Genomic DNA, 22,486 nt, shown 5'->3' with positions numbered 1-22,486 from the left:
ACTCCGCGTCCGGCTTCACTTCGCCTGGTCTTGCCGACCCGGCGCCGGGCCACCTCCAGTTGCTGACCCGCCGTAACCTCACCACCGGTGAACTCGCCTACTGCCGCTGCTACTCACCCGAATCGGCGTCGTTGATCACCTTGGTGAAGGCGCCGGATCCAGGCAAGCCGCATCCCGGAGGTGAAGATCACGATCTACGGCTCGAGTCTCAGGGCCACCGTGTGCGATCGGCACCCGCCGCCGACCGCGAGTACGTCGTCGCGCCAGGGGCGCGCGTAACACCCGGCCCATCCCGGCACCACGCCGAGCGCGCTCCACGGCATCGGCGCGTCGTACGCCCGGGGGATGACGCGATGAAAGGCCGTCAGGTACCGCCGTCGACGCGCCACGCCGGACATACGTCCGATCGGCCCCGGGACATCACACCTGGAAGATGTCCGACATGACAGTCATGAGGTGGTATCAGTACGTTCATCGCAGGTTCGGCTGCCCGGCCGGCGCCTCTGCGACAGAGAGATGTGACATGCCCAAGCGTACGTTCGCCGTGACCGCCGCCGTAGTGAGCACAGCGGTCCTCGCCACCACCGGTATCACTCGCGCCTCGACCGCCGAGTCCTCCAAGGCGGCCCCGCCCGCGAAGCACGCGGCCGCGAAGGCCGCGCATGCCGCCCGTCCGGCCCAGCACGCCCAGCAGGCCGCCCCCGCCGCCGCGACCGCCCATGAGGGCGGCGACACACACGGCAAGAGGGACGACGGTGGTGACAGGGGCCAGGACCACGGCCGTGACCACGAGAAACGGGGCCGGATCCACTTCAACGAACGGACGTACTCCGCAGCCACGGAGGGCTGCGTCACCGCCGCCAGCGGGCTGGGGTCCAGCAGCTTCAGCATCGACAACGACAGCGACAAAATCGTTGAGGTCTACCGCGGTTTCACCTGTGACAACGGCTCCCCGGTCGCCACCGTCGGCCCCTACGGCAGCACCTTCGGCGCCGTCACCAGCACCGCCAACGAGGGCGACTTCTCCAACGGAGACGAGTTCTTCCGCGCGGCCATGTTCCGTGACGACGGCGTCGTGGGCAGCTTCCGGGTGGTCTCCCGCGAAGACGACTGGTGACGCGGCACCATCCCGACGCCACGGCGCCACCCCGACGCCAAGGACCGGCGGATGAGCCGCGTTCTCCCTTCCCACGCCGGCACCCGTCCCAAAGTCCCGACCCGCTCGGGCCGCCCGTGACCTGGGCGGCCCGAAACTCCGTGCACACCCCTTGGCTGCCCATGCCACGTCCCCAACACTGAGCCGATGACCCAGCGCGTGGAGCTCGCGACCGTGATGGACCGCCTGGCCGTCGACGGACTCGTCACCGAGTACGCCGTGGCCGTGGACGACGGTGACTGGGAGGTGTACCGAGAGCTGTTCACCGCGGACGGGCGGGCCGACTACCGCTCGGCCGGTGGCATCGAGGGCGACGCCGCTCAGGTCGCCGGATGGCTGGCGAACGCCATGCGGCTCTTTCCGGTGCGCCAGCACCTGATCGTCAACCGGCGCGTCCGCTTCGACGCCCTGGCGCACGACATCGGCGACACCGCCCGCATCAGCGCCGACTACGTCAACCCGATGCTCAGCGCGGGCACGGACGGAGGCCCGTCCGCTCCGGACTTCGTCTGTGGCGGCCGGTACGCGTTCGCGCTCCTGCGGACGGAGGAGGGGTGGCGGCTGCGCGAGGTGGTCGTCCAGGAGAAGTGGCGCAGCGTCCACGGGCAGCCCAGCGATCCGGCCACCTGAGCGCGCCCGGCGCCGCGCCCCCATGCCCTCTGTCGTAGATCTTCCCCGGCGCGCACACTGGAGACATGCACCGGGGAGGGATGCGCCGCATGAGGATGCCCGACGACTGGCTCGCCGCCCGCTGGTGGCGCGGTACCGCCGCCGTGCTGGCCGGTGCGCTGCCGGTGTTCTCCTTCCCCGCGCCGTCCTGGTGGTGGTTCGCGTACGTCGCTCTGGTCCCGTGGATCCTGCTCGCCCGGTCCGCGCCGACCGCCAGGCGGGCCGCCTACGACGGCTGGCTTGGCGGCTTCGGCTTCATGACCGCGGTTCACCACTGGCTGCTGCCGAATCTGAACGTCTTCACCTTCGTCATAGCGGCCCTGCTCGGGGCGCTGTGGGCGCCCTGGGGTCTGCTGGTGCGCCGGTTCCTGGGCGGGGTGCCCTCGCGGGGACGGTTCGGCGCCGCCCTCCTCGTCCTGCCGTCCGGCTGGCTGATGGTCGAACTCGTCCGCTCCTGGCAGGGTCTCGGCGGCCCCTGGGGGCTGCTCGGCTCCAGCCAGTGGCAGGTGGAGCCCGCCCTGCGGCTGGCCTCGGTGGGCGGGGTATGGCTGCTGAGCTTCCTGGTCGTCGGCGCCAACGTCGCCCTGGCGATGCTCGTGGCGGTGCGGGCGGCGCGCGTCCCGGCCGTGGCCGGGCTCGTCGTGACGGCCGCCGCCGCGTCGGCGGCGTGGGCCTGGTCGCCGCGCCCGGACGTCGACGGGCGGGTGCGCATAGCCGTCGTCCAGCCGGGGGTCGTCGACGGCGTTGACAGCGGCACCAGGCGGTTCGAGCGCGAGGAGCAGCTGACCCGCCGGCTCGCCGGGCAGGACGTGGACCTGGTCGTGTGGGGCGAGAGCAGCGTCGGCTTCGACCTCACGCAGCGGCCCGACCTGGCGGACCGGGTCGCGGGCCTGTCCCGGCTGGTGAAGGCCGACGTCCTGGTCAACGTCGACGCCCGCCGCGCCGACCGTCCCGGCATCTACAAGAGCTCCGTGCTGATCGGCCCGCACGGCCCGACGGGCGACCGCTACGACAAGATGCGGCTCGTCCCGTTCGGGGAGTACATACCGGTGCGGTCCGTGCTCGGCTGGGCCACCTCGGTCGGCAGGGCCGCCGGCGAGGACCGTATGCGCGGCACCGAACAGGTGGTCATGAACGCCGGTCACGGATTGCGCGTCGGCCCGATGGTCTGCTTCGAGTCCGCGTTCCCGGACATGAGCCGTCATCTCACCGAGGACGGCGCCGAGCTGCTGCTCGCCCAGTCCTCGACGTCCACGTTCCAGCGCAGCTGGGCGCCGGAGCAGCACGCCTCACTGGCCGCGCTGCGCGCCGCGGAGACCGGCCGCCCGATGGTGCACGCCACCCTTACCGGCGTCTCCGCCGTGTACGGCCCGAGCGGCGAGGGCGTCGGCTCCTGGCTGGGAACCGACCGGAGCGCGTCGATGGTCTACGACGTCCCTCTGGCCCATGGCGTCACGCCCTACGTCCGCTTCGGCGACTGGCCGGTGCACGGGGCCCTGCTGGTGATCGCCGCGCTGTGCGCGACGGAAGGTGTCCGGGCTCTCAGAGCGCGACGGGGCGCTCCTGCACCGCAGCCACCACCCGCTCGCACAGTTCATGGGTCGCCAGTGCGTCACGGGCGCTGAGCACCTTGCCGGCGCGGACGGCGTCGAGGAAGGCGAGCACGGCCTGCTCGATACCGCGCTGCCGGGGCACCGGCACCCAGTCCCCGCGCCGCCGCACGGTCGGCTGACCCTTGTGGTCGATGATCTCGGCGAGGTTGAGCACCTGGCGCTTGGTGTCCTGCCCGGAGACCTCCAGGATCTCCTCGGCGGAGCCGCTGAGCCGGTTCATCACACCGAGCGCGGTGAACCCTTCGCCGGCCAGCTGGAGCACCACATGGTGCAGCAGACCCTCCTCGAGGCGGCCCCGTACCGTCACGTCGTCCACCGGCCCCGGGACCAGGAACCGCAGCGTGTCGACGACATGGATGAAGTCGTCGAGGATCATGGTGCGGGGCTCCTCGGGCAGCCCGATACGGTTCTTCTGCATCAGGATGAGCTCGCGCGGGTGATCGACGCACTGCGCGTACCCGGGTGCGTAACGCCGGTTGAAGCCCACCGCCAGGCTGACGTCGCGCTCCTCCGCGAGCAGCACCAGCCTTTCGGAGTCGGCGAGTTCGTAGGCGAGGGGTTTGTCGACATAGGTGGGCACGCCCGCCTCCAGGAGCCGGGCGACGATCTCCGGGTGCGCGACGGTGGGCGCGTGCACGAATGCCGCGTCGAGGTTCTGGTCGAGGAGCGCGTCCAGACCGACGTGCCGCTGCTGCGGGGGCAGACGCAGACTGTCGGCGACGCGGTGCAGGGTCGCGGGGGTCCGGGTCTGGAGGTGCAGCTCGATTCCCGGCTGCATCCCGAGCACCGGCAGGTACGCCTTCTGCGCGATGTCACCGAGTCCGATGCAGCCGACCTTCACGGGGCGTCTCCTGGGGTTGCCTACGGGTGTTTCGTCGGAAGCATACGGCCGCGGTACCGCACGGCACGCGGGCGCCGACCGCACCGGGGACGGGCCGATCCGCTCCGGGAGACAGCGGCGGGGCCACCGGGGGGACCGACGTCACCCGTGCGGGGCATCCTCCGTCCGTCCGCGCCCCAAAGCCCTCCGGAACCACCAGAGTTGCGCGGGTGCATCGAACGACGACTGCTGCAACGCTCCTGGCCACCGTGGCCGTCTCGGCCCTCACCGGCTGTGTGGCCGTCCAGCGGCCGCCCTCGCCGCGTGAGCCCTCGGCGCCCTCGGCGCCGCGAGCCGACGGCAGCGCGGAGCCCCGCCTGGTCCAGGCCCCGGCGCGGGAGGCGCTGGAGATGGTCGGGCCCTCCCGCCCCCCGTCGCCGCCGGACGCCGCTCCGCACCGCACCCGTCAGCCGGTCCCCGGTACCGTGCGGACGGCCGCGCCGCTCCCCCGGTCGGCACCCGCGCACCCGAGGCAAGACCGTCCCGGACGGCGCACCGAGGCTCCGCCGGCGGTCCCCGAAGGGCTCCCCAGGAATTCGGACGTGTGCGCACTCGGCCGCAGATACGGCGGGTGGCAGCCGGGCAGCCCGGAGGCCGAAATCTGCCGGAACACCTACGGCCGGTGAGCGGACGCGGCGCCGCACGGCCCGTACGGCCCTCGGCCCGCCACGTCAGGACGGTGCTTGCCCGGCGCTCAGGACCGCCGTCTCGGCGGTCCCAGGGTCTCTCCGCCCGGGCCCTTAGGGGGGCCGGGCTCCGGCGGGCTGTTCGTCGGTGCCTCCGACGCGAGCCGTCGCTCCAGGCGGGCGATCGCCGCCCTGACGCCCTCGCCGTACCCGTCGTCGCCGAGGGCGCCGGCCGCGCCACGTGCCCGGTGCAGATGGGCGCGGGCGGCATCGCAGCGCCCCAGCTTCACGTAGTCCGCGGCCAGGTTCAGATGGAGGGAGGGGTAGAACGCGCGGACGGCGAGCGCCCCGTCGTCCCCGGCGAGGCGTTCGTCGCTGAGTTCCTCGGCCGCCGACAGCGCCCTGAGGTCCCAGGCCAGCTCGTCCGACGGGTCGTCCTGCGTGTCCGCCATGTAGTGCGCCACCGTGCAGCGGTGCAGCGGGTCGCCGTCCTCGCCGATCTCGGCCCACAGCACCAGAAAGCGGTCCCGGGCCTCCTCGCGGTCGCCGCCGTGGTGCAGCATGACGACCTGACCGATCCGGCTCATCACGGCGTCCGGCGCCGCCTGCCCCTGTCGCTTCGTCACCGCGTCCTCCACGCTCATCGCCCGTCACCACGACGCTAGCCGCCCCCGCCGACAATCCCGCTCAGGCGGCTCCGCAGGGCGCTGGGCCAAGCCGGTGACGACACGGGACGACCGGTGGCCGGACTGGCCCGGACCAGGATCAGGACCGCGACCGGCCCCCCGCGCCGTCTCATCCCAGGTTCGGAATCGTCCAGTCGATCGGCTCGTGTCCCTGCCGGGCCACCGCCTCGTTGATCTGCGTGAACGGCCGCGATCCGAAGAACTTCCTCGCGGACAGCGGCGAGGGGTGCGCGCCCTTGACGACGATGTGCCGCGTCTCGTCGATGAGGGGCAGCTTCTTCTGCGCGTAGTTGCCCCACAGCACGAACACCGCCGGATCCGGCCGGCCGGCCACAGCCCGGAGCACCGCGTCCGTGAACTTTTCCCAACCCCTGCCCTTGTGCGAGTTCGCCTCGCCGGCCCGCACCGTGAGCACCGCGTTCAGCAGCAGCACGCCCTGCTCCGCCCACGGCATCAGATAGCCGTTGTCCGGGATCGGCGTGCCCAGCTCCTCGTGCATCTCCTTGTAGATGTTCCGCAGCGAGGGCGGGGTCTTCACCCCGGGGCGCACGGAGAAGCACAGACCGTGGCCCTGGCCCTCGCCGTGGTACGGGTCCTGGCCGAGGATGAGCACCTTCACCTTGTCGTACGGCGTGGCGTCGAGTGCGGCGAAGACTTCCTCGCGCGGAGGGTAGACGGGACCCTTGGCACGCTCGTCCTCGACGAACTCCGTCAGCTCCTTGAAGTAGGGCTGCTGCAATTCGTCGCCCAGAACGCCCCGCCAGGACTCCGGCAGCATGGCGATGTCGGTCACGTCAACTTCCTCCGATGTGCGGTCACTTCCAGGTCATGAACCTACAGGCGACCACTGACAACCGGCGCCCGAACCCTGCCCGGGGCCCGGTCTACCAGCTGGTTTTGCGTGACAGCTGCCACATCGTCATGATCGTCGACGGGTCCAGTGCCTGCTCCCCGCCGGAAATCTCCTCGCTGGCCGCGACGAACTGCTTGCCCTGCCACAGCGGCAGCAGCCGGGCGTCGTCGACCAGGATCTGCTGGGCCTGCTCGAACTCCTTGACCACGTTCGCACGGTCGCTCTCGCGCCGGGACTCCGGCAGCAGTACGCCGGTGATCCTCGGCGCCGGGTAAGGCGTGCCGAGCGCGTTCTGCTCGCCCACGAAGGGGGCGATGAAGTTCTCGGCGTCCGGGAAGTCGGGGAACCAGCCGCGCCCGAACACCGGGTACTCGCCCTTGCGGTAGCCCGCCTCGTAGGTCTTCCAGGGGCGGCTCTCGAGGGTGACGGTGAACAGGCCGGAGTTCTCCAGCTGGCTCTTGAGCTCCTGGAACTCGGGGGCCGTCTCGGAGCCGTAGCGGTCGGTGGTGTACCAGAGGGTGAGCGGAACCCGGCCGGTGATGCCCGCCTCCTGGAGGATCTTCCGCGCCTTGGGGATGCTGGGGTCCCCGTAGTCGTCGAAGTATCCCGTGGTGTGTCCGGTGAGCCCCTTGGGCACCATCGAGTACAGCGGGTCCACGGTGTCCTTGTACACCTTGTGCGCGATCGCCGGGCGGTCGACGATCTGGGCGACGGCGCGGCGCACGGCGAGCTTGCCCGCCCAGGGGTCTTTCGGGTTGAAGACCAGGTAGCTGATCTCGGTGCCCGCGCCCTCGATCAGCTGGAGCGACTCCTTGGACGCCTTGTTCTGGAGGGAGACGATGTCGGGGGCGGCGAGACCACGGTAGGTGACGTCGATCTGCTTGCCGCGCAGCGCGGAGACCATCTCGCCCGAGTCCTGGAAGTAGCGGATGGTGACCGCGTTGTTGCGGAGCTGGGCGAACCCCTGGTAGCGGGTGTTGCGGACGAGTTCGGCCTGCTTGCCCTCGTCGTACGACTTCAGGATGTAGGGGCCGGAGCCGAAGACCTTGCCGTCCTTGCGCAGCGAGTGGGCCGGGTAGTCGTCGGGGTCGACGATCGACATGGCGGGCGTGGCCAGCACGAAGGGGAACGTGGCGTCCGGCTTGTTGAGGTGGAAGACGATCTCCCGGCCGCCTTGGGTGGTGATGCGGTCGAGGCTGCCCAGGAGGCCCGCGGGACCGCCGGGCAGCTTGATCGCGCGAATCCGGTCGATGGAGTACTTCACGGCGCGCGCGTCCAGCGCTTTCCCGTCGGAGAAGGTCATGCCCTTGCGCAGCACACAGCGGTAGGCGCGGTTCGTCGCGTCGGTGAAGGAGCAGTGGTCGGCGGCGTCGGGCTCGGGCACCGACGCACCGGTCGGGTAACTCAGCAGGGTCTGGTAGATGTTGCGGAACAGCTCCCAGGATCCGTCCCAGGAGGCGGCCGGATCCAGCGTGCTGGGTGCACTCGTGGTGCCCACGACGATGGGCCCCTTGTCGTCGGAGGAACCCGAGGAGAGCGCACCGCAGCCGGTCACCAGAGAAAGGGACGTGATCGCCGCCAGCCGACGCAGACAACGGTTCCGGTTGAACACCCGCGCACTCCTCGATCTGCCGTTCCAGGGGTTGGCGGCAGACCCTACCGCAGCCTCGGGCCGACCGGACCGGGTTCGCAGAGGGGTTGTGATCAGCGCGTCCATGACGACGTTGTCATCGGTCTGTATGTCTCGTGCGCGGCGACACGGGCGCCCCTTCTGTCAACGGGCGCCCGTGTCGGTGGCTCAGTTCATCCCACTCCGGCGTTGAGGAAGATCCCGCCGTCGACGACGAGCGTCTGGCCGGTGATCCAGTCGGACTGGTCCGACGTCAGGAACGCGGCGGCTCCGCCGATGTCCGAGGGCACACCGAGCCGGCCGAGCGGGTAGGCCGCCGCGGCCTCCGCCTCCCGGCCCTCGTACAGGGCCTGCGCGAACTTCGTCTTCACGACGGCCGGGGCGATCGCGTTGACCCGCACCCTGGGCGCGAACTCGTGGGCGAGCTGCACCGTCAGGTTGATCATGGCGGCCTTGCTGATGCCGTAGGCGCCGATGAACGGCGAGGCGGACAGCCCGGCCACCGAGGCGATGTTGACGATGGCGCCGCCGTTGTCCTTCTGCCAGGCGTGCCAGGTCTTCTGGGCGAAGCCGAGCGCCGAGACGACGTTGGTCTCGAACACCTTGCGCGCCACGTTCAGGTCGAGATCGGCGATCGGGCCGAAGACCGGGTTCGTGCCGGCGTTGTTGACCAGGAAGTCGACGCGGCCGAAGGCCTCCATGGTGCGCTCCACGGCGACCGCCTGGTGGGCCTCGTCGTGGGCCTTGCCCGCGACACCGATGACGCGGTCGGCGCCGAGCTTCTCGACGGCCTCCTTGAGGGCCTCCTCGGTGCGTCCGGTGATGCAGACCCGGTCGCCGCGGGCGACGAGCGCCTCGGCGACGCCGTAGCCGATGCCGCGGCTGGCGCCCGTGACGAGGGCGACCTTGCCGGAGAGTTCGGGCAGTTCAGTCATGTCCGTGTGCTCCCGGGCCCTAGTCGAGCGGTCCGCCGGCCACGTACAGCACCTGGCCGGAGACGAATCCGGCCGCCTCACCCGTGAAGAAGGCGATCGCGTTGGCGATGTCCTCGGGCTCGCCCACGCGCTGCACGGGGATCTGGGTGGCGGCCGCGGCCTTGAAGTCCTCGAAGCCCATGCCGACCCGCTCGGCGGTGGCCTTGGTCATCTCGGTGGCGATGAAGCCGGGGGCGACGGCGTTGGCGGTGATGCCGAACTTGCCGAGCTCCTTGGCCAGGGTCTTGGTGAAGCCCTGGAGACCGGCCTTGGCGGCGGAGTAGTTCACCTGACCGCGGTTGCCGAGCGCGGAGGACGAGGACAGGTTGACGATCCGGCCGAAGTTCGCGTCGACCATGTGCTTCTGCACCGCGCGCGACATCAGGAAGGCGCCGCGCAGGTGGACGTTCATGACGGTGTCCCAGTCCGAGACGCTCATCTTGAACAGCAGGTTGTCGCGGAGCACGCCCGCGTTGTTGACGAGGATCGTCGGCGCGCCCAGCTCCTCGGCGATGCGCGCGACGGCCACCTCGACCTGCGCCTCGTCGGAGACGTCGCAGCCGACGGCGATGGCCTTGCCGCCCGCGGCGGTGATCTTCTCCACGGTGTCCTTGCACGCGGCCTCGTCGAGGTCGATCACCGCGACGGCACGGCCCTCGGCGGCCAGTCGTACGGCTGTGGCGGCGCCGATGCCGCGCGCACCGCCGGTGACGACGGCTACACGCTGCTCAGTGGTGGACATTGCTGGTTCTCCTCGCCCTTGGAAAGCCTGGAACACCTTCGGAACGTCTGCGGCTCCCGCGATACGCCCCTAAAGGTGAGCGACCGCTTAGTACCTTCAGCAGACGTGACGCTAGAAGCCCTGGCACCCGGTGTCAACGGCACACCCGGTACGTGTGATCCATTACCTCACCAGGAGGTCGAGCAACCGCTCGGTCTCGGCCGCCGGGTCGGTGGTCAGCCCGGTGTGCACCGGCCCGGGCTGGACGACCGTCGAGCGGGGCGCGATCAGCCAGCGGAAGCGCCGTCCGGCGTCGTCGCGCGCCGCCTGACCTGCCGACGGCCCGCCCGCGCACACGCTCTCGACGGCGCGCAGCGCGGCCCGCACGCTCGCCACGTCCGCTTCGGGGTCGAGGGCCAGCAACCGGGCCTCGTCGAGGTGGGTGCGGGCGCCGACATAGGCCTTGGCCCGGCAGTAGACGAGGACTCCCGCGTTGATGCACTCCCCGCGTTCCACCCGCGGCACGACCCGGAGCAGGGCGTACTCGAAGACCTCCCGGTCGCTCACCCGGCCGCCCCTGATGATGTGGCGCTCGCTCACCGCGTCTCCTCGATTCCCTTGATGCGTTCGTGGACGACGGCGGCGCGGGCGAGCAGGGGCCTGGCGTACGCGCGGCGCAGCGCGTCCGGTGTCTCGAAGCCGGGTTCGCCGGTGAGCCACTCGTCCGGGATCTCGGCGGTCACCTCGGCCAGCATCTCCTCGGTGACCAGGGGTACCAACGCGGCGGCCGCGCCCGCCAGATCGGGCGCGAAGGGAGCAAGGGCGTGCTCGGAGGCGTCGTAATGTCTCGCGGCCGAGGCTTCGGCGGCGGGCCAGTTGTGGTGCCAGATCATGGTGGCACCGTGGTCGATGAGCCACAGGTCGCCGTGCCACATCAGCAGGTTGGGGTTGCGCCAGGAGCGGTCGACATTGCCCACGAGGGCGTCGAACCAGACGATCCGCCCGGCCTCCTCGGGGCCGATCCCGAACGCGAGAGGGTCGTAGCCGATCGCGCCGCTGAGGAAGTCCATGCCGAGATTGAGCCCGCCGCTGGACCTGAGAAGGTCCTGCACCTCCTGGTCGGGTTCCCCGAGTCCCAGGACGGGGTCGAGGTCGACCGTCACCAGCCGGGGCACCCTGAAGCCCAGCCGGCGGGCGAGCTCGCCGCTGACGACCTCGGCGACGAGGGTCTTGCGACCCTGCCCCGCGCCGGTGAACTTCATGACATAGGTCCCGCGGTCGTCGGCCTCGACGAGCCCCGGCAGCGAGCCGCCCTCACGCAGCGGCGTGATGTAGCGGGTCGCGATGACTTCCTTGAGCATCGCCCCAGGTTACTGGCGCGCCGACGGTGGCCGACGGCTGGTTGCCGGACCCGGAGTCCCCCTGACAGTGGAACACAGCCGTGTCCTGCGCCCGCCTGATCTCGAAGCGGTGAAGATCGCGGCACCATCTGAACGGCGACAGTCCGCAGGCCGTACCACCCAGCAGAGCAGCCGTACCACCCAGCAGAGCCAGGGATCATCCGTGGAAGGGAACGTCAGCATGACCAGCGAATCGCTCCAACCCGTCTCGGCACCGGCCCGCCGCACGGTCATGGCGGCGTTCGGCGCGACCGGACTCGCCGTCGCGCTGACCGCGTGCGGGGGCTCGGACGACAGCTCCTCGAGCTCCACCGGCACGCAGAACGACAGCACGGCGAGCAGCGACACCACGGCGACCAGCGGCAGCACGGGCGGGGGCGGCGCCGTGGCCGGCTCCGGCGGCGAGGTGCTCGCGAAGACCTCCGACATCCCCGAGGGCGGCGGCAAGGTCTTCGCCGACCAGGGCGTCGTGGTCACCCAGCCGACGGCGGGCACGTTCAAGGCGTTCTCCTCCAAGTGCACCCACCAGGGCTGCCCGGTGAAGGACATCGCCAACGGCGTGATCACCTGCCCGTGTCACAACAGCGAGTTCGACGCGACCGACGGCAGTGTGAAGAAGGGTCCGGCGACCCGGGCGCTGCCGGCCGCGAAGATCATCGTGTCCGGGGACGAGATCAAGCTCGCCTGATCCCGTGTCCGCTCAGGCCATGGTGCCCGGTGTCTCGGACGAGACAGGCCGGCACCTCGTGCGTCGTCGCGACCGTGGCGACCGGCGCGAGGGTGTTGCGGATCACCGCGGGGGTGTAGTCGGGGGGCACCCCCGCGATGGCGTCCGCCGGCACGACCGTGGTGCAGCCGCGGTCGACGGCGTCGAAGACGGTGTGCGGATCGCCACATTGGCGAGACCCCGGTGACGATCAGGGTGCGGCAGCCGGGGTTGCGCAGCAGCGCGTCCACCTCGGTGCCCGCGAGGGGCGACAGGCCGTGCAGCCGGCGTACGACGAAGTCCTCCTCCGCCACCTCGGTGGGGGCGGGACGCGGACCGCCGTGGTACCGGCCAGTTGGCGTACCGGGAGCCGCCCGGCCGCGCGGAAGAGGCGCGCGTTGCGGTTCGCGCCCCGGCCGTCGGTGCGGCGCTCGGCGATCGCGTGGATCACCTGGACCCCGCCCTGGTGCGCGGCGGCGAACGGCCGGGCCACCTGCCGCCGTACGAACAGCTCAGCGAACTGGCAACGGCCGACAACGGGCGGGCGGGGCGGGCGGCGACGGCCATTGCGGGCTGACGGAAGACATCTCATTCTTTTCTGACGTGATGTCAGAGGAGCTCTTTGGCACGACGTGGGTGAAGAAGAGGGGGAGCGTATGGCCGACACTCAGCGCCGAGGTCGGAAGATCATGATGACGCCCGGCGAGCTGGACGACTTCCTCACCGCCGAGCGCACCTGCCGGGTGGCGACCGTGTCGGCCGACGGCACCCCGCACGTCAGCGCCCTGTGGTTCGCGTGGGACGGCGCCTCGCTGTGGCTGTACTCCGTGGTGCGCAGCAAGCGCTGGGCCGATCTGCGCCGGGATCCGCGGGTCGCCATCGTCGTGGACACGGGCGAGGAGTACGAGCAACTGCGGGGCGCCGAGCTGTCCGGCACGATCGAGTTCGTGGGCGAGAGCCCCCGTACCGGGGAGCTGTGTGCCGAACTCGACCTCCCGGAGACCCTGTTCGCACGCAAGAACTTCGGGCTGGACGAGATGCCGTACGACGGCCGCCACGCCTGGCTGCGACTGACCCCCAGCAGGATCGTCTCCTGGGACTTCCGCAAGCTGGGCTCGCGGTAGCCCGCCCGGCGCCCCCCTCCCCCCGGCGCCCGGTCACCCGGCCGACACGGTCTGCCCCGCCACCCGAAGCGCCTCCACGGCCGCCCGGATCGACGGGCGGCGGTCGGCGTCGGCGCGCCAGATCACGTAGACGTGTCTGCGCACCCGCTGACGCAGGGGCACGGTCACCACGCCGGCCGGCATCGGAGCGCGCCCGAGCAGCGGGGCGATGCACACGCCGAGCCCGGCGGCCACCAGCCCAAGCTGGGTGTGGGTCTCGGCGGCACGGTGGCCGATGCGGGGTTCGACGCCCCTGGAGCGCAGGGTGAAGACGAGCCACTCATGGCAGAACTCTCCCTCGCCCCAGGTGATCCACTCGTCGTCGGCGAACTCCCCGAGGTCGGCCTCCGGCCGGTCGGCGAGCGGATGCCCCACGGGCACCGCCACATCCGCCGGATCGTCCAGGATCGCCGCCTTGACCAGCCCCTCGGGCAGTGGCATCGGCTTGTTGTACCAGTCGAGGACGACCGCGAGGTCGAGATCGCCGCGCACGACGCCGGCGATCCCGGCTTCGGGCTCCAGCTCGAACGACCGCAGGCGCAGGGCGGGATGCTCGGACCGCAGTGCGGCGAGCGCGGTCGGGAACAGCCCGCGCGCCGCGGTCGGGAAGGCCGACAGGCGCAGTTCGCCGGCCACCTGTCCGCGCTGCGCCTCCAGATCGGCCTGGGCCAGCTCCACCTGCGACAGGATGCGTGCCGCGTGATCGGCGAGGAGCCGGCCCGCGTCCGTGAGCCGCACGCCCCGGCCGTTCCTGGCCAGGAGCGGCTGTCCCACCTCGCGTTCCAGCTTGGCCATCTGCTGGGAGACGGCCGAGGTCGTCACGTGCAGCCCCTCGGCCGCCCCGCTCACCGAGCCGTGACGGGCCAGGGCGTCGAGGGTGCGCAGGCGCTCAAGGTTCAACATGTAAGAGATGCTACGAGATATCCCGTGCGAAATCTCGATTGTGCTACGAGATTGCTTCGGTCATCGTTACCGCCATGAGCACCGTCGCCACTCCACGAGCCGTCACCGACCCCACCGCCGCGCCCCGCCGCCGTACCGCCCTCGACTGGCGGATCCGCTTCGGGGTCCTCTCGCTGATCTGGGGTTTCAGCTTCCTCCTCATCAAGGTCGGCACGCAGGCCTATGCCCCCTTCCAGGTCACCCTCGGCCGCCTGGTGTTCGGGACGGCGGTGCTCGCCACCGCGATGGCCGTCACACGCGCGCGGCTGCCGCGCGGCGCCCGCACCTGGGGGCATCTCGCGGTCGCGGCGTTCCTGCTCAACGCGCTGCCGTTCTCCCTCTTCGCCTACTCCGAGCTCACGATCCCGTCCACGCTCGCCGGGATCTGCAACGCCACCTCGCCCCTGTGGGGCATGGCCCTGTCACTGGTCGCGCTTTCCGAGGACCGGCCGACGCGGGTCCGGGTCGCGGGGCTCGGCATCGGCTTTCTGGGCGTGCTGACGGTGCTGGGTGCCTGGCAGGGCTTTCACGGCCTGGATGTGAGGGGCACGGCGATGGCCCTGCTGGCCTCGCTCAGCTACCCCGTCGGCTGGATCTACGTCCGCCGCACCCTGGCCGGCACCGGTCACTCCCACCTTTCGCTGACCGGCGCCCAGTTGTTCCTCGCCACCGTCCAACTGGCCGTGGTCACCCCGCTGTTCACCACCCTGCCGAGCCGCTTCCCGCTGGTCCCGCTGCTGGCGGTCGCGGCCCTGGGCGCACTGGGCACCGGGGTGGCCGTCCTCGTCCAGTACGGCCTGGTCGCGGAGGTCGGCCCCACGACGGCCCAGATGGTCACGTACTTCATCCCCGTCCTCGCCACCGCGGCGGGCGTGGCGATCCTTGGCGAGTCGTTGACCTGGTCCACTCCGGTCGGAGCGTTGATCGTGCTGGCGGGCGCGGCACTGACCCAGGCGCGGACCAGGCCCGCGGCAACCGATCCAAACGAAACTCCCTAGACGTAACTGCGGGCGGGACCCGGACCGAGGGCGGAGGCGACCGCGTCCGCCAGCGGCCCCGTCTCGTCCTCCGTCAGCGTCGAGACGGTGATCCGGATGCCGGGCGGCGCGCCCATCCGGAAGCGGGCGCCGGGTGCGACGGCCCAGCCCGCGTGCAACAGCCGCGCGACGACGGCGGTCTCGTCCGGCACCGGCACCCACACGTTCATCCCGCTGACCCCCTGGGCCGCGACACCCCGTGCCGCCAGCGCGCCGATGAGTGCGTCGCGACGCCTCCCGTACGCGGCCGCCACCGCCTGTGCGTCCACCGCACCGTCGGCCCACAGCCGCACCAGGGCCCGCTGAACGATCCGGCTCACCCACCCCGGGCCCAGCCGCTGCCTCCCCCGGACCCGGTCGACGGTGACACGGTCGCCGGTGAGGACGGCGAGCCTCAGGTCGGGTCCGTAGGCCTTGGCGGCCGAGCGCACGAAGGCCCAGTGCCGGGTGACCCCGGCGAGCGGATGGAGAGGCACGTCGACGATCCCGTGACCGTGGTCGTCCTCGATCAGCAGGGTCCCGGGGTACTCCCGTAGCACGGAGCGCAGGGCACGCGCGCGTGGGGCGCTCACCGCGGCACCGGTCGGGTTCTGCGCCCGGTCCGTGACGATCAGAGCGCGGGCCCCGGCGTCCAGGGCGGCGCGCAGGCCGTCCGGAAGCGGCCCTTCGTCGTCGACGCGGACTGCGACCGTGCGCAGCCCGAGTGCCGGGACGAGGTCGAGGGTCCTGCCCCAGCCCGGGTCCTCGACCGCGACCGTATCCCCAGGCCTGAGATGGGCCGCCAGGACGCGTTCGACGCCGTCCAGCGATCCTGAGACCACGGCGAGCGGCCCGTCCGGCACCCCGTCGGCATCGAGACCGGCTCGTGCCAGGCGGGCCAGCTCCGGCTCCACGGCGACGTCTCCGTACAGCACCGGTGCGCGGTCGCCCCGGGCCGCCGCGGCCGCGAACGCCTCTGCCAGCGGCGGCAGCAGCGCGGGGTCCGGATTCCCGCTCGACACATCACGCACCCCCTCGGGCACGTCCACATGGATGTGGTCCCGGCCGGTCGTGGCCGGTGCCGACCGCACCCGGCTTCCGCGCCGTCCGGCGGTCTCGATGACCCCACGTTCGCGCAGCACGCGGTACGCGGCGGCGACGGTGTTGGGATTCACACCCAGCTCGACCGCCAACTCCCGCAGGGGTGGAAGTAGTTGACCCGGCTCCAGGTCCCCGGCGCCCACCGCGCGCTCGACGCTCGCCGCAATCTCCGCTGCGCGTCGCCCCTCGATCCGATACTCTCCTAGCACAAAGAAGATTATGCACTAGTTCAATCAGGAGAGTCCATGCGAGGGACCGAGCCGACGTCGCCGCCCGCCGCCTACACTCCGACCGACCGCACCGTCCCCACGCGCTCCGCGGAGCGGGCGTCGCACGACAAGGAGTTGGTGCACGCGATACTCGACGAGGGCTATGTCTGCCATCTCGGCTTCGTCCGCGACGGCGCGCCGGTCGTCCTGCCCACGCTGTACGGCCGGGTCGGCGAGCGGCTCTACGTCCACGGCTCTACGGGTTCACGTCCGCTGCGGATGTCGGGCGCGACGGACGGCGGCCTCGCGGTCTGTCTGACGGTGACGCACGTCGACGGTCTGGTCCTGGCGCGCTCGGCCTTCCACCACTCGGTCAACTACCGGTCGGTGGTGGTGCACGGCATCGCCCACCAGGTCACCGACCCCCAGGAGAGGCGGATGGCCCTCGACGCGCTGGTGGACCATGTCGTCCCGGGCCGCTCGCGGGACTCGCGTCCCGCCGACAAGAAGGAGTTGGCCGCCACGGCCGTGATCCGGCTGGACCTGGAGGAGGTCTCCGCCAAGGTGCGCACCGGAGGCGTGAAGGACGAGCCCGAGGACCTCTCCCTCCCGTACTGGGCAGGCGTGATCCCGGTCCGCAGGGAGTACGGCGCCCCGCAGGCCGACCCCGATCTGCCGTCCGGCATCGCACTGCCGGACTACCTGACAGCCCTGTGACGCCGATCCACCCCCACGACACGTGGCACGGTCACGCCGGCGGGGAGCGGTCTGGGGAGGCGGCGGCCCGCGAGTACTCGTAGCGCGGACGCGGGGCTTGACCGGCGGGGGTGCGGGCCCCCACCGGTCCCCCGCACCCACACGCCCGCCGGACCGGTCGTCCCGTCGGCGGCCTCGCCCCGCCGGCCGATGACTTGTCCTGTGCCGGTCCCGTCACACGAGGACCGGCTCCTCTTCCGCCACCCCTGCCCCGCGCGCCTCCGCCAGGGCGAGTCCCGCGACCGAGCCGAGCATCAGCGCGGTGCCGACGGCGGTCGCCGCCGTGAGCCGCTCGCCGAGCAGGGCGACGGCCAGCACTGCCGCGCTGACCGGCTCGAGCAGCATCACCACGGACACCGTGGCGGACCGTACGACGGCCGCGCCCGCGAAGTACAGGGCGTAGGCCAGGGCCGTGGGGACCGCCGCGATATACGCCACCGTCCACCCGAGGCGCACCGGTTCGGCGGTGTGCGGCACCAGCCCTTCGGCCAGGGCGAACGGCAGCAGAATCAGGGTGGTGACCGCGAACGCCGACACCGTGGTGCCGGACACGTCGGCCGTGCCGTCTCTGCCCCACCGACGAGTGAGCAGGGTCATGACCGAGTAGCCGGCCGCCGACGCGACCGCGAGCAGCACGCCCCACGGTCGCACGGTCGCTCCCTCGCCGCCGAGTACGAGCACCCCGAGCCCGGCGAGCGCACCGACGACGGCGGTCACTCCGCCCCGGCCGAGCCGCTCCCCCAGGGTGAGCCGGGCGCCGAGCGCGATGAGCACGGGGCCGGCGCCGAGGGTCACGACGGTCGCCACAGCGAGTCCGGTGGCCGAGACCGCCGCGAAGTAGGCGGTCTGGAAGACGGCGAGCCCGAGGCCGGTCGCTCCCGCCCGCAGCGCCCTGCGCCCGAATGGTTCCGGCACGGCGGTGCGGGGGCGCGGGCGCAGCAGTCGGGCGGCGAGCAGCAGGACGAGCCCTGCCGCGCAGCGCCAGAAGGACAGGGCGACGGGCCCCATGTCACTGGCCCGGTAGACCAGGGAGGCGGCAGCGCCCGCGGTGCCCCAGGCGACACCGGCGACGATCAGATACAGCAGGCCTCGCCCGACGGGCAGGCCGGAGACGGCATTTGGCATGTTGTGGTCTCCGCAGATACGCAGAAGTTCGGGAAGGGCCCCGAGGCGTCGGGGCCGTGGACTTCTTCTGCGGGCAGCACCGTTCCGCCCGGCGGCGTGCCGGGTGTGGATTCCGGAGGGCCCGCCCTCAGGCGGCCGGGGGCGGAAGAACGAGTGCGTCGGAATGCATGATCGACACCCTAGGCGGCCGTACCCCGGGCCGACAACTCCCTTTCGGCGCTCCCGCTCGCGACCGGGTCCGGTGAACCCTTCGCGGGAGCCGAGGACTGGGCGATGAACGCGCCCACCAGGACCACCGCGCCACCGACGAGCTGCGGCGCGGAGAGGTGCTCGCCGAGCAGCACCCACGCGAGGACGGTGGCGATGACCGCTTCCAGGCAGGCCACCACGCCTGCCACCTGCGGGGAGAGGCGGCGCACGGACAGCACGCCGGTGACGTAGGCGAGGACCGTGGCGATCAGCACGATCCAGGCCAGCAGCAGGACGGCCGGGACCGAGGTGCCGTTCATGTCCGCGGTGCCGGCGAGGGCGGACCAGTCCATGCTCCACGGGCGGGCGACGACGGTGAGCACGGCGGCCCCGACGAGCAGTCCGTACGCGATGACGCCGAGTGGGTCCGGGGCCTTCTCGCCCGCCTCGCTGCCCTCATCGGACAGGACGAAGTAGCCGACCTGGCAGCAGGCGGCGCCGAGCGCGAGCAGCACTCCGAGGGGGTCGAAGCTCAGCCCCGACCACACCTCCACGACACAGGCGAGCCCGCCGACCGCGAGGACCACGCCGATCGCCGCCGAGCGCGTCACGGGCCGCCGCTGCACCAGACGGACCCAGCCGAGCACGAGCGCGGGCGCGAGGTACTCGATGAGCAGGGCGACACCCACGGGGATTCGGGACAGGGCGGCGAAGTAGCAGGCCTGCACGCCGGCCACGGCGAGCAGCCCGAAACCGGTGAGCAGGGCGGGGCGCTCGCGCAGCAGCCCGCGGTGGCGCACGGCGAGCGGGAGCACCACGAGCGCGGCGCCCGCGACCCGCAGCCACACCACGTGGAGCGGGTCGAGACCCGCCTGGATCAGCGGCTTGGCCGCGACACCGGATCCACCGAAGGCGAGCGCCGACGCAAGGGCGAGCCCCAGGCCGGCGCCCCGGCCACGGTTGCCCCGGGCCCCCTGAGACGTATGCATCGGCACATGATGACAGGCGACGACATGACCGTCACCCCCGGTAGGACCTGTCTCAGGGGCTGGACGTCGGGGCGCCCGGGCGGGACCCCCGGCAGGGCGGCACCCGCGGGGGCGGCAGCGCCCCTTCCCCCCTCCGGGCACCCCCCGCCGCCGGAGGCGCGGCGGTGTGCTCCCCCACCGCGGCCCCCGCCTCGATCCGCGCGTCCAGGGCCCGTACGTCGACGCCCGCGCGGCGGAGGACCTCGACGGCCCGCGACTCGGGGTCCGCCAGGATCGCCGCGAGCAGGTCGAGCCCCCGCGCACGTGCGGCGCGCCGCCGGTCCGCGCGCACGCAGGCCTCGTTCAGAGCGCTCGCCGCCGCCGGCGACCAGCACTCCGGTTCGCCGAGCACCGGCAGGGCGCCGGAGTCCTCGACCGTGCTCTGCCAGCGCATGCCGTAGCCGATGGTCCGCTGGACCAGATAGCCGAGCAGCCGTGCGAGCTGCGGGCCGTCGAAAACGGCCCTCACCTCGGCGTCGGACTCCAGGAGCGTGTGCAGCAGATGCGCTGTGTCGGTCTGCCGGTCACCGTCCCGCACCGCCCTTCTGCGGGCACCCGCGACCACCGCCGCCAGCTCGGCGGTGAGCCTGGCATCGAGGTGTGTACGCTGCGCGGCGGGCTCGGCGGCCGCCCGCTGGGAATGACGGGGTGTCACATCCCCCACCCCATCAGTCCCGGCGGCCCGGGTCATCCCCGGCGGGCAGCATCTTCGCATCCGACACAGGTTGGGGACGGCTGACCGGCTTCTCCTCCTTACGGATGAGATCGTGCCGTTCTCCCTGACGAACCGCGCGCCGCCTTGCCCCTGCCACTGCGCGAACCACGCCGATTACCTGACGGAGCATCAGCATTGAACGTTCCGGGCGCCGCCGCCATCTTCCGCGACACCGTGGCTGCGCCGAGGTCGCCCGGATCATCGACGAACCCGTACCCGGGCGCGTCCTGGCCGTCCGCGGCAAGGGCCCCGATGACCGTGGACGTCGCCAGGCGCTACACGCTGACATCGGACGGCGAGGCCACCTCGGTACGCATCGAGGGCGAGTTCACCGGCGCGGCGGTCTCCCTCATGGCGGGCAAGCCGAAGGACTCGGCGACGGCGGCGCTCCAGGAGTCACTGCCGGCTCGGGGCACTGGTGTCCTGAATCCGGCCGGCACACGGGCACCCCGCGGTCATGTGCCACGCGGCGCCCGCACGAGCCGTGACCCGCCGTGCCGTCAGCTCTCGTCGGCGAGGATCAGATACAGCTTCTTGCGAGCCTCGTTGATGACCGCGAGGGCCTTGTCGCGCTGTTCCTTGCTGCCGGTCTTCCAGACCTGGCCGAAGGCCTCCATCAGACCGAAGCCGGCCTGCCGGATCTCGTGCAGCGCCTCCCAGTCGACGCCGCGCGAGGCCTCTTCCCACGGGGCGTCCGGGCCCTCGTCCGCTGCGGCGCGACCCGCCTCGGTGAGCGAGAAGAGCTTCTTGCCGCCCTCGCTCTCACTGGCGATGAGCCCTTCGTCCTCCAGCAGCTGGAGGGTGGGGTAGACCGAGCCCGGGCTGGGCTTCCACGCCCCGCCGCTGCGCTCGGCGATCTCCTGGATCATCTCGTAGCCGTGCATGGGCCGGTCCTTGAGGAGCGCCAGGATCGACGCCCGTACATCACCGCGCCGTGCCCTGCCGCGGTGTCCGCCCCGGCCTCGGCCACCCCAGGGGCCGCCGGGACCGAAGAAGCCGGGCCCCCCGAAACCGGGACCGCCGGGTCCCCCGGGACCGCCCGGCCCGAAAGGCCCGAAGGCCGCGCGCTGCTCGAAGCCGGAGCCAGCACCCCGAACGTGACGACCGTGGCCGCCACGATGTCCGTGCCGTTCGAATCCGTAGTCCTCTCCACGGGAACGCATCGCAATCACTCCATCCATCGTAGATCGGTCGCGATGCTTCAACGATATATCGGAACAACTCGCATGGCAACGCCTTCGCTGCTCCGGCCCAGCTGACCTGTGTCAGTGGGTGTTGATCGATTGCCAGCGAAGGCCGATCAATTGACTTCTGTGCCAGTTAGGGATGACTGTCTGCGGGGTTTGTGACAGTCGAGGATGACCGCAGACGGCGACGATCACTCTGCTCGACGGGTCTGTAGTGTGCGGCAATGACAAGAAGCGAGCGGCTCGCTGAGCAGTTGGACTGGTACTGGCGCAAGAACCTGCGGCCACGGCTGGACGGTCTTACTGACGAGGAGTACTTCTGGGAGCCGGTGCGCGGCTGCTGGAACATCCGCCCACGTGGCATGTCGGCCGCACCGATGTCGGACGGTTCGGGGGAATGGACGCTGGACTACGCGTCCCCCGACCTGGTGCCGGAACCGGCGCCGGTGACCACGATCGCCTGGCGCCTTGGGCACATCATCGTCTCGTGCCTGGCCTATCGAGTCGAGTGGTACTTCGGCGGCCGGGACTTCGACTCCGAGGCGTTCGCCTACGCGGGGACCGCTGACGAGGCGCTGAAACAGCTCGATGACATGTACGGGCGATGGAACGCGGGGGTCCGCGAGCTCTCGGACGCCGACCTGGAGAACCCGCCCGCGATGGGTCCCGAGCGGTTTCCCATGGAGAACAGGGTCCTGCACGTCAACAGGGAGCTGATCCATCACGGCGCCGAGATTTCCCTGCTGCGCGACCTCTACCGCTGGCAGGACGGAGCCGTACCGCGCCGAATATGACTTTCGGTAACCGGCGATCGAGCTTCGGAAACCTACGTGGACTCCGTGACGCTCCGTGGCTGCTGCCGCCGAGAGGCCTTTCAACCTTCCCCACGTTCTTCTTCGGGACAGGACAGCGTCGTCTTCCGTCGGCGATATGCCTTCTGGCGGCAGCGTTGGGAGCATGTCCGGCGCTGTGACCTGTGGCTTCCTTCTGGCATAGGGCCTGAACAGACTGGGCAGCGTGGTGTTTCAAGGGGTTCGTTGCGGGTCGGGGCGCCCCGGCGCCCTTGAAGTCCTTGCCGAGGGTCAGCACGATCGCGGGCAGTCCCTGGGCGTTCTTCTCGCTCTTGCCCGGCTTCAACGCC

Annotated in this window: 22 protein-coding genes and 2 pseudogenes; 9 read left to right on the top strand and 15 right to left on the bottom strand. The window is 71.5% G+C overall.

Features of this window, described 5'->3' with window-relative positions:
• The first annotated feature begins 523 nt into the window (after positions 1 to 523).
• The 3 genes from ABZ823_RS18475 (at position 524) to lnt (ending at position 3,450) form a co-directional block, all read left to right on the top strand.
• Positions 524 to 1,117, top strand: coding sequence for a hypothetical protein (locus ABZ823_RS18475; RefSeq protein ID WP_361660894.1), 594 nt, complete (start codon positions 524 to 526; stop codon positions 1,115 to 1,117).
• Positions 1,118 to 1,303: 186 nt separating this feature from the next.
• Positions 1,304 to 1,786 carry a nuclear transport factor 2 family protein gene (locus ABZ823_RS18470; RefSeq protein WP_361660891.1) on the top strand — a complete coding sequence of 161 codons (483 nt, stop codon included), beginning with the start codon at positions 1,304 to 1,306 and terminating at the stop codon, positions 1,784 to 1,786.
• A gap of 89 nt (positions 1,787 to 1,875) precedes the next feature.
• Positions 1,876 to 3,450 carry an apolipoprotein N-acyltransferase gene (lnt, locus tag ABZ823_RS18465; RefSeq protein WP_361660889.1) on the top strand — a complete coding sequence of 525 codons (1,575 nt, stop codon included), beginning with the start codon at positions 1,876 to 1,878 and terminating at the stop codon, positions 3,448 to 3,450.
• On the opposite strand, the gene ABZ823_RS18460 is transcribed toward lnt, so the two are convergent.
• From ABZ823_RS18460 to ABZ823_RS18425, 8 genes are all read right to left on the bottom strand, one after another.
• Positions 3,368 to 4,279, bottom strand: a complete 912-nt coding sequence (locus tag ABZ823_RS18460) for a Gfo/Idh/MocA family oxidoreductase (RefSeq protein WP_361660886.1) — start codon at positions 4,277 to 4,279, stop codon at positions 3,368 to 3,370. The genes lnt and ABZ823_RS18460 overlap by 83 nt on opposite strands.
• A gap of 733 nt (positions 4,280 to 5,012) precedes the next feature.
• Positions 5,013 to 5,570 (bottom strand): hypothetical protein, encoded by a 558-nt coding sequence (locus ABZ823_RS18455; RefSeq protein ID WP_361660883.1) that lies wholly within the window; start codon positions 5,568 to 5,570, stop codon positions 5,013 to 5,015.
• Between the two features lie 169 nt (positions 5,571 to 5,739).
• The gene (gene ung, locus ABZ823_RS18450) at positions 5,740 to 6,423 is read right to left on the bottom strand and encodes a uracil-DNA glycosylase (protein WP_361660880.1); all 684 of its coding nucleotides are present in this window, start codon (positions 6,421 to 6,423) and stop codon (positions 5,740 to 5,742) included.
• Positions 6,424 to 6,514: 91 nt separating this feature from the next.
• Positions 6,515 to 8,095 (bottom strand): ABC transporter substrate-binding protein, encoded by a 1,581-nt coding sequence (locus ABZ823_RS18445; RefSeq protein ID WP_361660877.1) that lies wholly within the window; start codon positions 8,093 to 8,095, stop codon positions 6,515 to 6,517.
• 191 nt (positions 8,096 to 8,286) lie between these two features.
• Entirely contained in the window at positions 8,287 to 9,048 is a 762-nt protein-coding gene (locus ABZ823_RS18440; RefSeq protein WP_361660874.1) for an SDR family oxidoreductase, read from the bottom strand.
• A 19-nt stretch (positions 9,049 to 9,067) separates the two neighbouring features.
• The gene (gene fabG, locus ABZ823_RS18435; protein ID WP_361660870.1) at positions 9,068 to 9,829 is read right to left on the bottom strand and encodes a 3-oxoacyl-ACP reductase FabG; all 762 of its coding nucleotides are present in this window, start codon (positions 9,827 to 9,829) and stop codon (positions 9,068 to 9,070) included.
• Positions 9,830 to 9,991: 162 nt separating this feature from the next.
• On the bottom strand, positions 9,992 to 10,408 hold the full coding sequence (locus ABZ823_RS18430) for a DUF3037 domain-containing protein (RefSeq protein ID WP_361660867.1): 417 nt from the start codon (positions 10,406 to 10,408) through the stop codon (positions 9,992 to 9,994).
• Positions 10,405 to 11,169, bottom strand: coding sequence for a HipA family kinase (locus ABZ823_RS18425; RefSeq protein WP_361660864.1), 765 nt, complete (start codon positions 11,167 to 11,169; stop codon positions 10,405 to 10,407). The genes ABZ823_RS18430 and ABZ823_RS18425 overlap by 4 nt, the downstream gene beginning before the upstream one ends.
• A 220-nt stretch (positions 11,170 to 11,389) precedes the next feature.
• Here ABZ823_RS18425 and ABZ823_RS18420 point away from each other — a divergent pair, with 220 nt between their 5' ends.
• Entirely contained in the window at positions 11,390 to 11,896 is a 507-nt protein-coding gene (locus ABZ823_RS18420; protein WP_361660860.1) for a Rieske (2Fe-2S) protein, read from the top strand.
• On the opposite strand, the pseudogene ABZ823_RS18415 reads toward ABZ823_RS18420, so the two are convergent.
• Positions 11,883 to 12,506: pseudogene (locus ABZ823_RS18415) on the bottom strand (isochorismatase family protein). The gene ABZ823_RS18420 and the pseudogene ABZ823_RS18415 sit on opposite strands and share 14 nt — an antisense overlap.
• A 64-nt stretch (positions 12,507 to 12,570) precedes the next feature.
• Between ABZ823_RS18415 and ABZ823_RS18410 the strand changes: the two are divergent.
• A complete protein-coding gene (locus ABZ823_RS18410) occupies positions 12,571 to 13,038 on the top strand; it encodes a pyridoxamine 5'-phosphate oxidase family protein (protein WP_361660857.1) in 468 nt (155 codons plus the stop codon).
• 33 nt (positions 13,039 to 13,071) lie between these two features.
• Here the strand turns inward: ABZ823_RS18410 and ABZ823_RS18405 are convergent, their stop codons facing one another.
• On the bottom strand, positions 13,072 to 13,980 hold the full coding sequence (locus tag ABZ823_RS18405; RefSeq protein ID WP_361660854.1) for a LysR substrate-binding domain-containing protein: 909 nt from the start codon (positions 13,978 to 13,980) through the stop codon (positions 13,072 to 13,074).
• Positions 13,981 to 14,054: 74 nt separating this feature from the next.
• On the opposite strand from ABZ823_RS18405, the gene ABZ823_RS18400 reads away from it, so the two are divergent.
• Positions 14,055 to 15,017 (top strand): DMT family transporter, encoded by a 963-nt coding sequence (locus ABZ823_RS18400; RefSeq protein ID WP_361660852.1) that lies wholly within the window; start codon positions 14,055 to 14,057, stop codon positions 15,015 to 15,017.
• Here the strand turns inward: ABZ823_RS18400 and ABZ823_RS18395 are convergent.
• Positions 15,014 to 16,345 (bottom strand): aminotransferase class I/II-fold pyridoxal phosphate-dependent enzyme, encoded by a 1,332-nt coding sequence (locus ABZ823_RS18395; protein WP_361660849.1) that lies wholly within the window; start codon positions 16,343 to 16,345, stop codon positions 15,014 to 15,016. The two genes, ABZ823_RS18400 and ABZ823_RS18395, sit on opposite strands and share 4 nt — an antisense overlap.
• A gap of 36 nt (positions 16,346 to 16,381) precedes the next feature.
• On the opposite strand from ABZ823_RS18395, the gene ABZ823_RS18390 reads away from it, so the two are divergent.
• Positions 16,382 to 17,062 (top strand): pyridoxamine 5'-phosphate oxidase family protein, encoded by a 681-nt coding sequence (locus ABZ823_RS18390; RefSeq protein WP_361660846.1) that lies wholly within the window; start codon positions 16,382 to 16,384, stop codon positions 17,060 to 17,062.
• A 213-nt stretch (positions 17,063 to 17,275) separates the two neighbouring features.
• On the opposite strand, the gene ABZ823_RS18385 is transcribed toward ABZ823_RS18390, so the two are convergent.
• The 3 genes from ABZ823_RS18385 to ABZ823_RS18375 all read right to left on the bottom strand — a co-directional run bounded on the left by ABZ823_RS18385 (position 17,276) and on the right by ABZ823_RS18375 (position 20,134).
• On the bottom strand, positions 17,276 to 18,226 hold the full coding sequence (locus ABZ823_RS18385; RefSeq protein WP_361660843.1) for an EamA family transporter: 951 nt from the start codon (positions 18,224 to 18,226) through the stop codon (positions 17,276 to 17,278).
• A 179-nt stretch (positions 18,227 to 18,405) separates the two neighbouring features.
• Positions 18,406 to 19,404: an EamA family transporter gene (locus ABZ823_RS18380; protein WP_361660840.1), complete on the bottom strand. Its 999-nt coding sequence runs from the start codon at positions 19,402 to 19,404 to the stop codon at positions 18,406 to 18,408.
• Positions 19,405 to 19,456: 52 nt separating this feature from the next.
• Positions 19,457 to 20,134: a Clp protease N-terminal domain-containing protein gene (locus ABZ823_RS18375; RefSeq protein ID WP_361660836.1), complete on the bottom strand. Its 678-nt coding sequence runs from the start codon at positions 20,132 to 20,134 to the stop codon at positions 19,457 to 19,459.
• A gap of 206 nt (positions 20,135 to 20,340) precedes the next feature.
• Here ABZ823_RS18375 and ABZ823_RS18370 point away from each other — a divergent pair.
• Positions 20,341 to 20,584: pseudogene (locus ABZ823_RS18370) on the top strand (SRPBCC family protein); the annotation flags it as partial.
• 74 nt (positions 20,585 to 20,658) lie between these two features.
• On the opposite strand, the gene ABZ823_RS18365 reads toward ABZ823_RS18370, so the two are convergent.
• Positions 20,659 to 21,339, bottom strand: coding sequence for a PadR family transcriptional regulator (locus ABZ823_RS18365; protein WP_361660833.1), 681 nt, complete (start codon positions 21,337 to 21,339; stop codon positions 20,659 to 20,661).
• A 230-nt stretch (positions 21,340 to 21,569) separates the two neighbouring features.
• Between ABZ823_RS18365 and ABZ823_RS18360 the strand changes: the two genes are divergently transcribed.
• Complete coding sequence (locus ABZ823_RS18360) at positions 21,570 to 22,139, top strand: DinB family protein (RefSeq protein WP_361660830.1); 570 nt, start codon at positions 21,570 to 21,572, stop codon at positions 22,137 to 22,139.
• Positions 22,140 to 22,486: the final 347 nt, after the last annotated feature.

The sequence above is a fragment of the Streptomyces sp. NPDC047079 genome, assembly GCF_040643755.1.
Classification (GTDB): domain Bacteria; phylum Actinomycetota; class Actinomycetes; order Streptomycetales; family Streptomycetaceae; genus Streptomyces.
The sequence above is the reverse complement of the archived record's forward strand: the minus strand, read 5'-3'. Positions and strand labels throughout refer to the sequence as shown.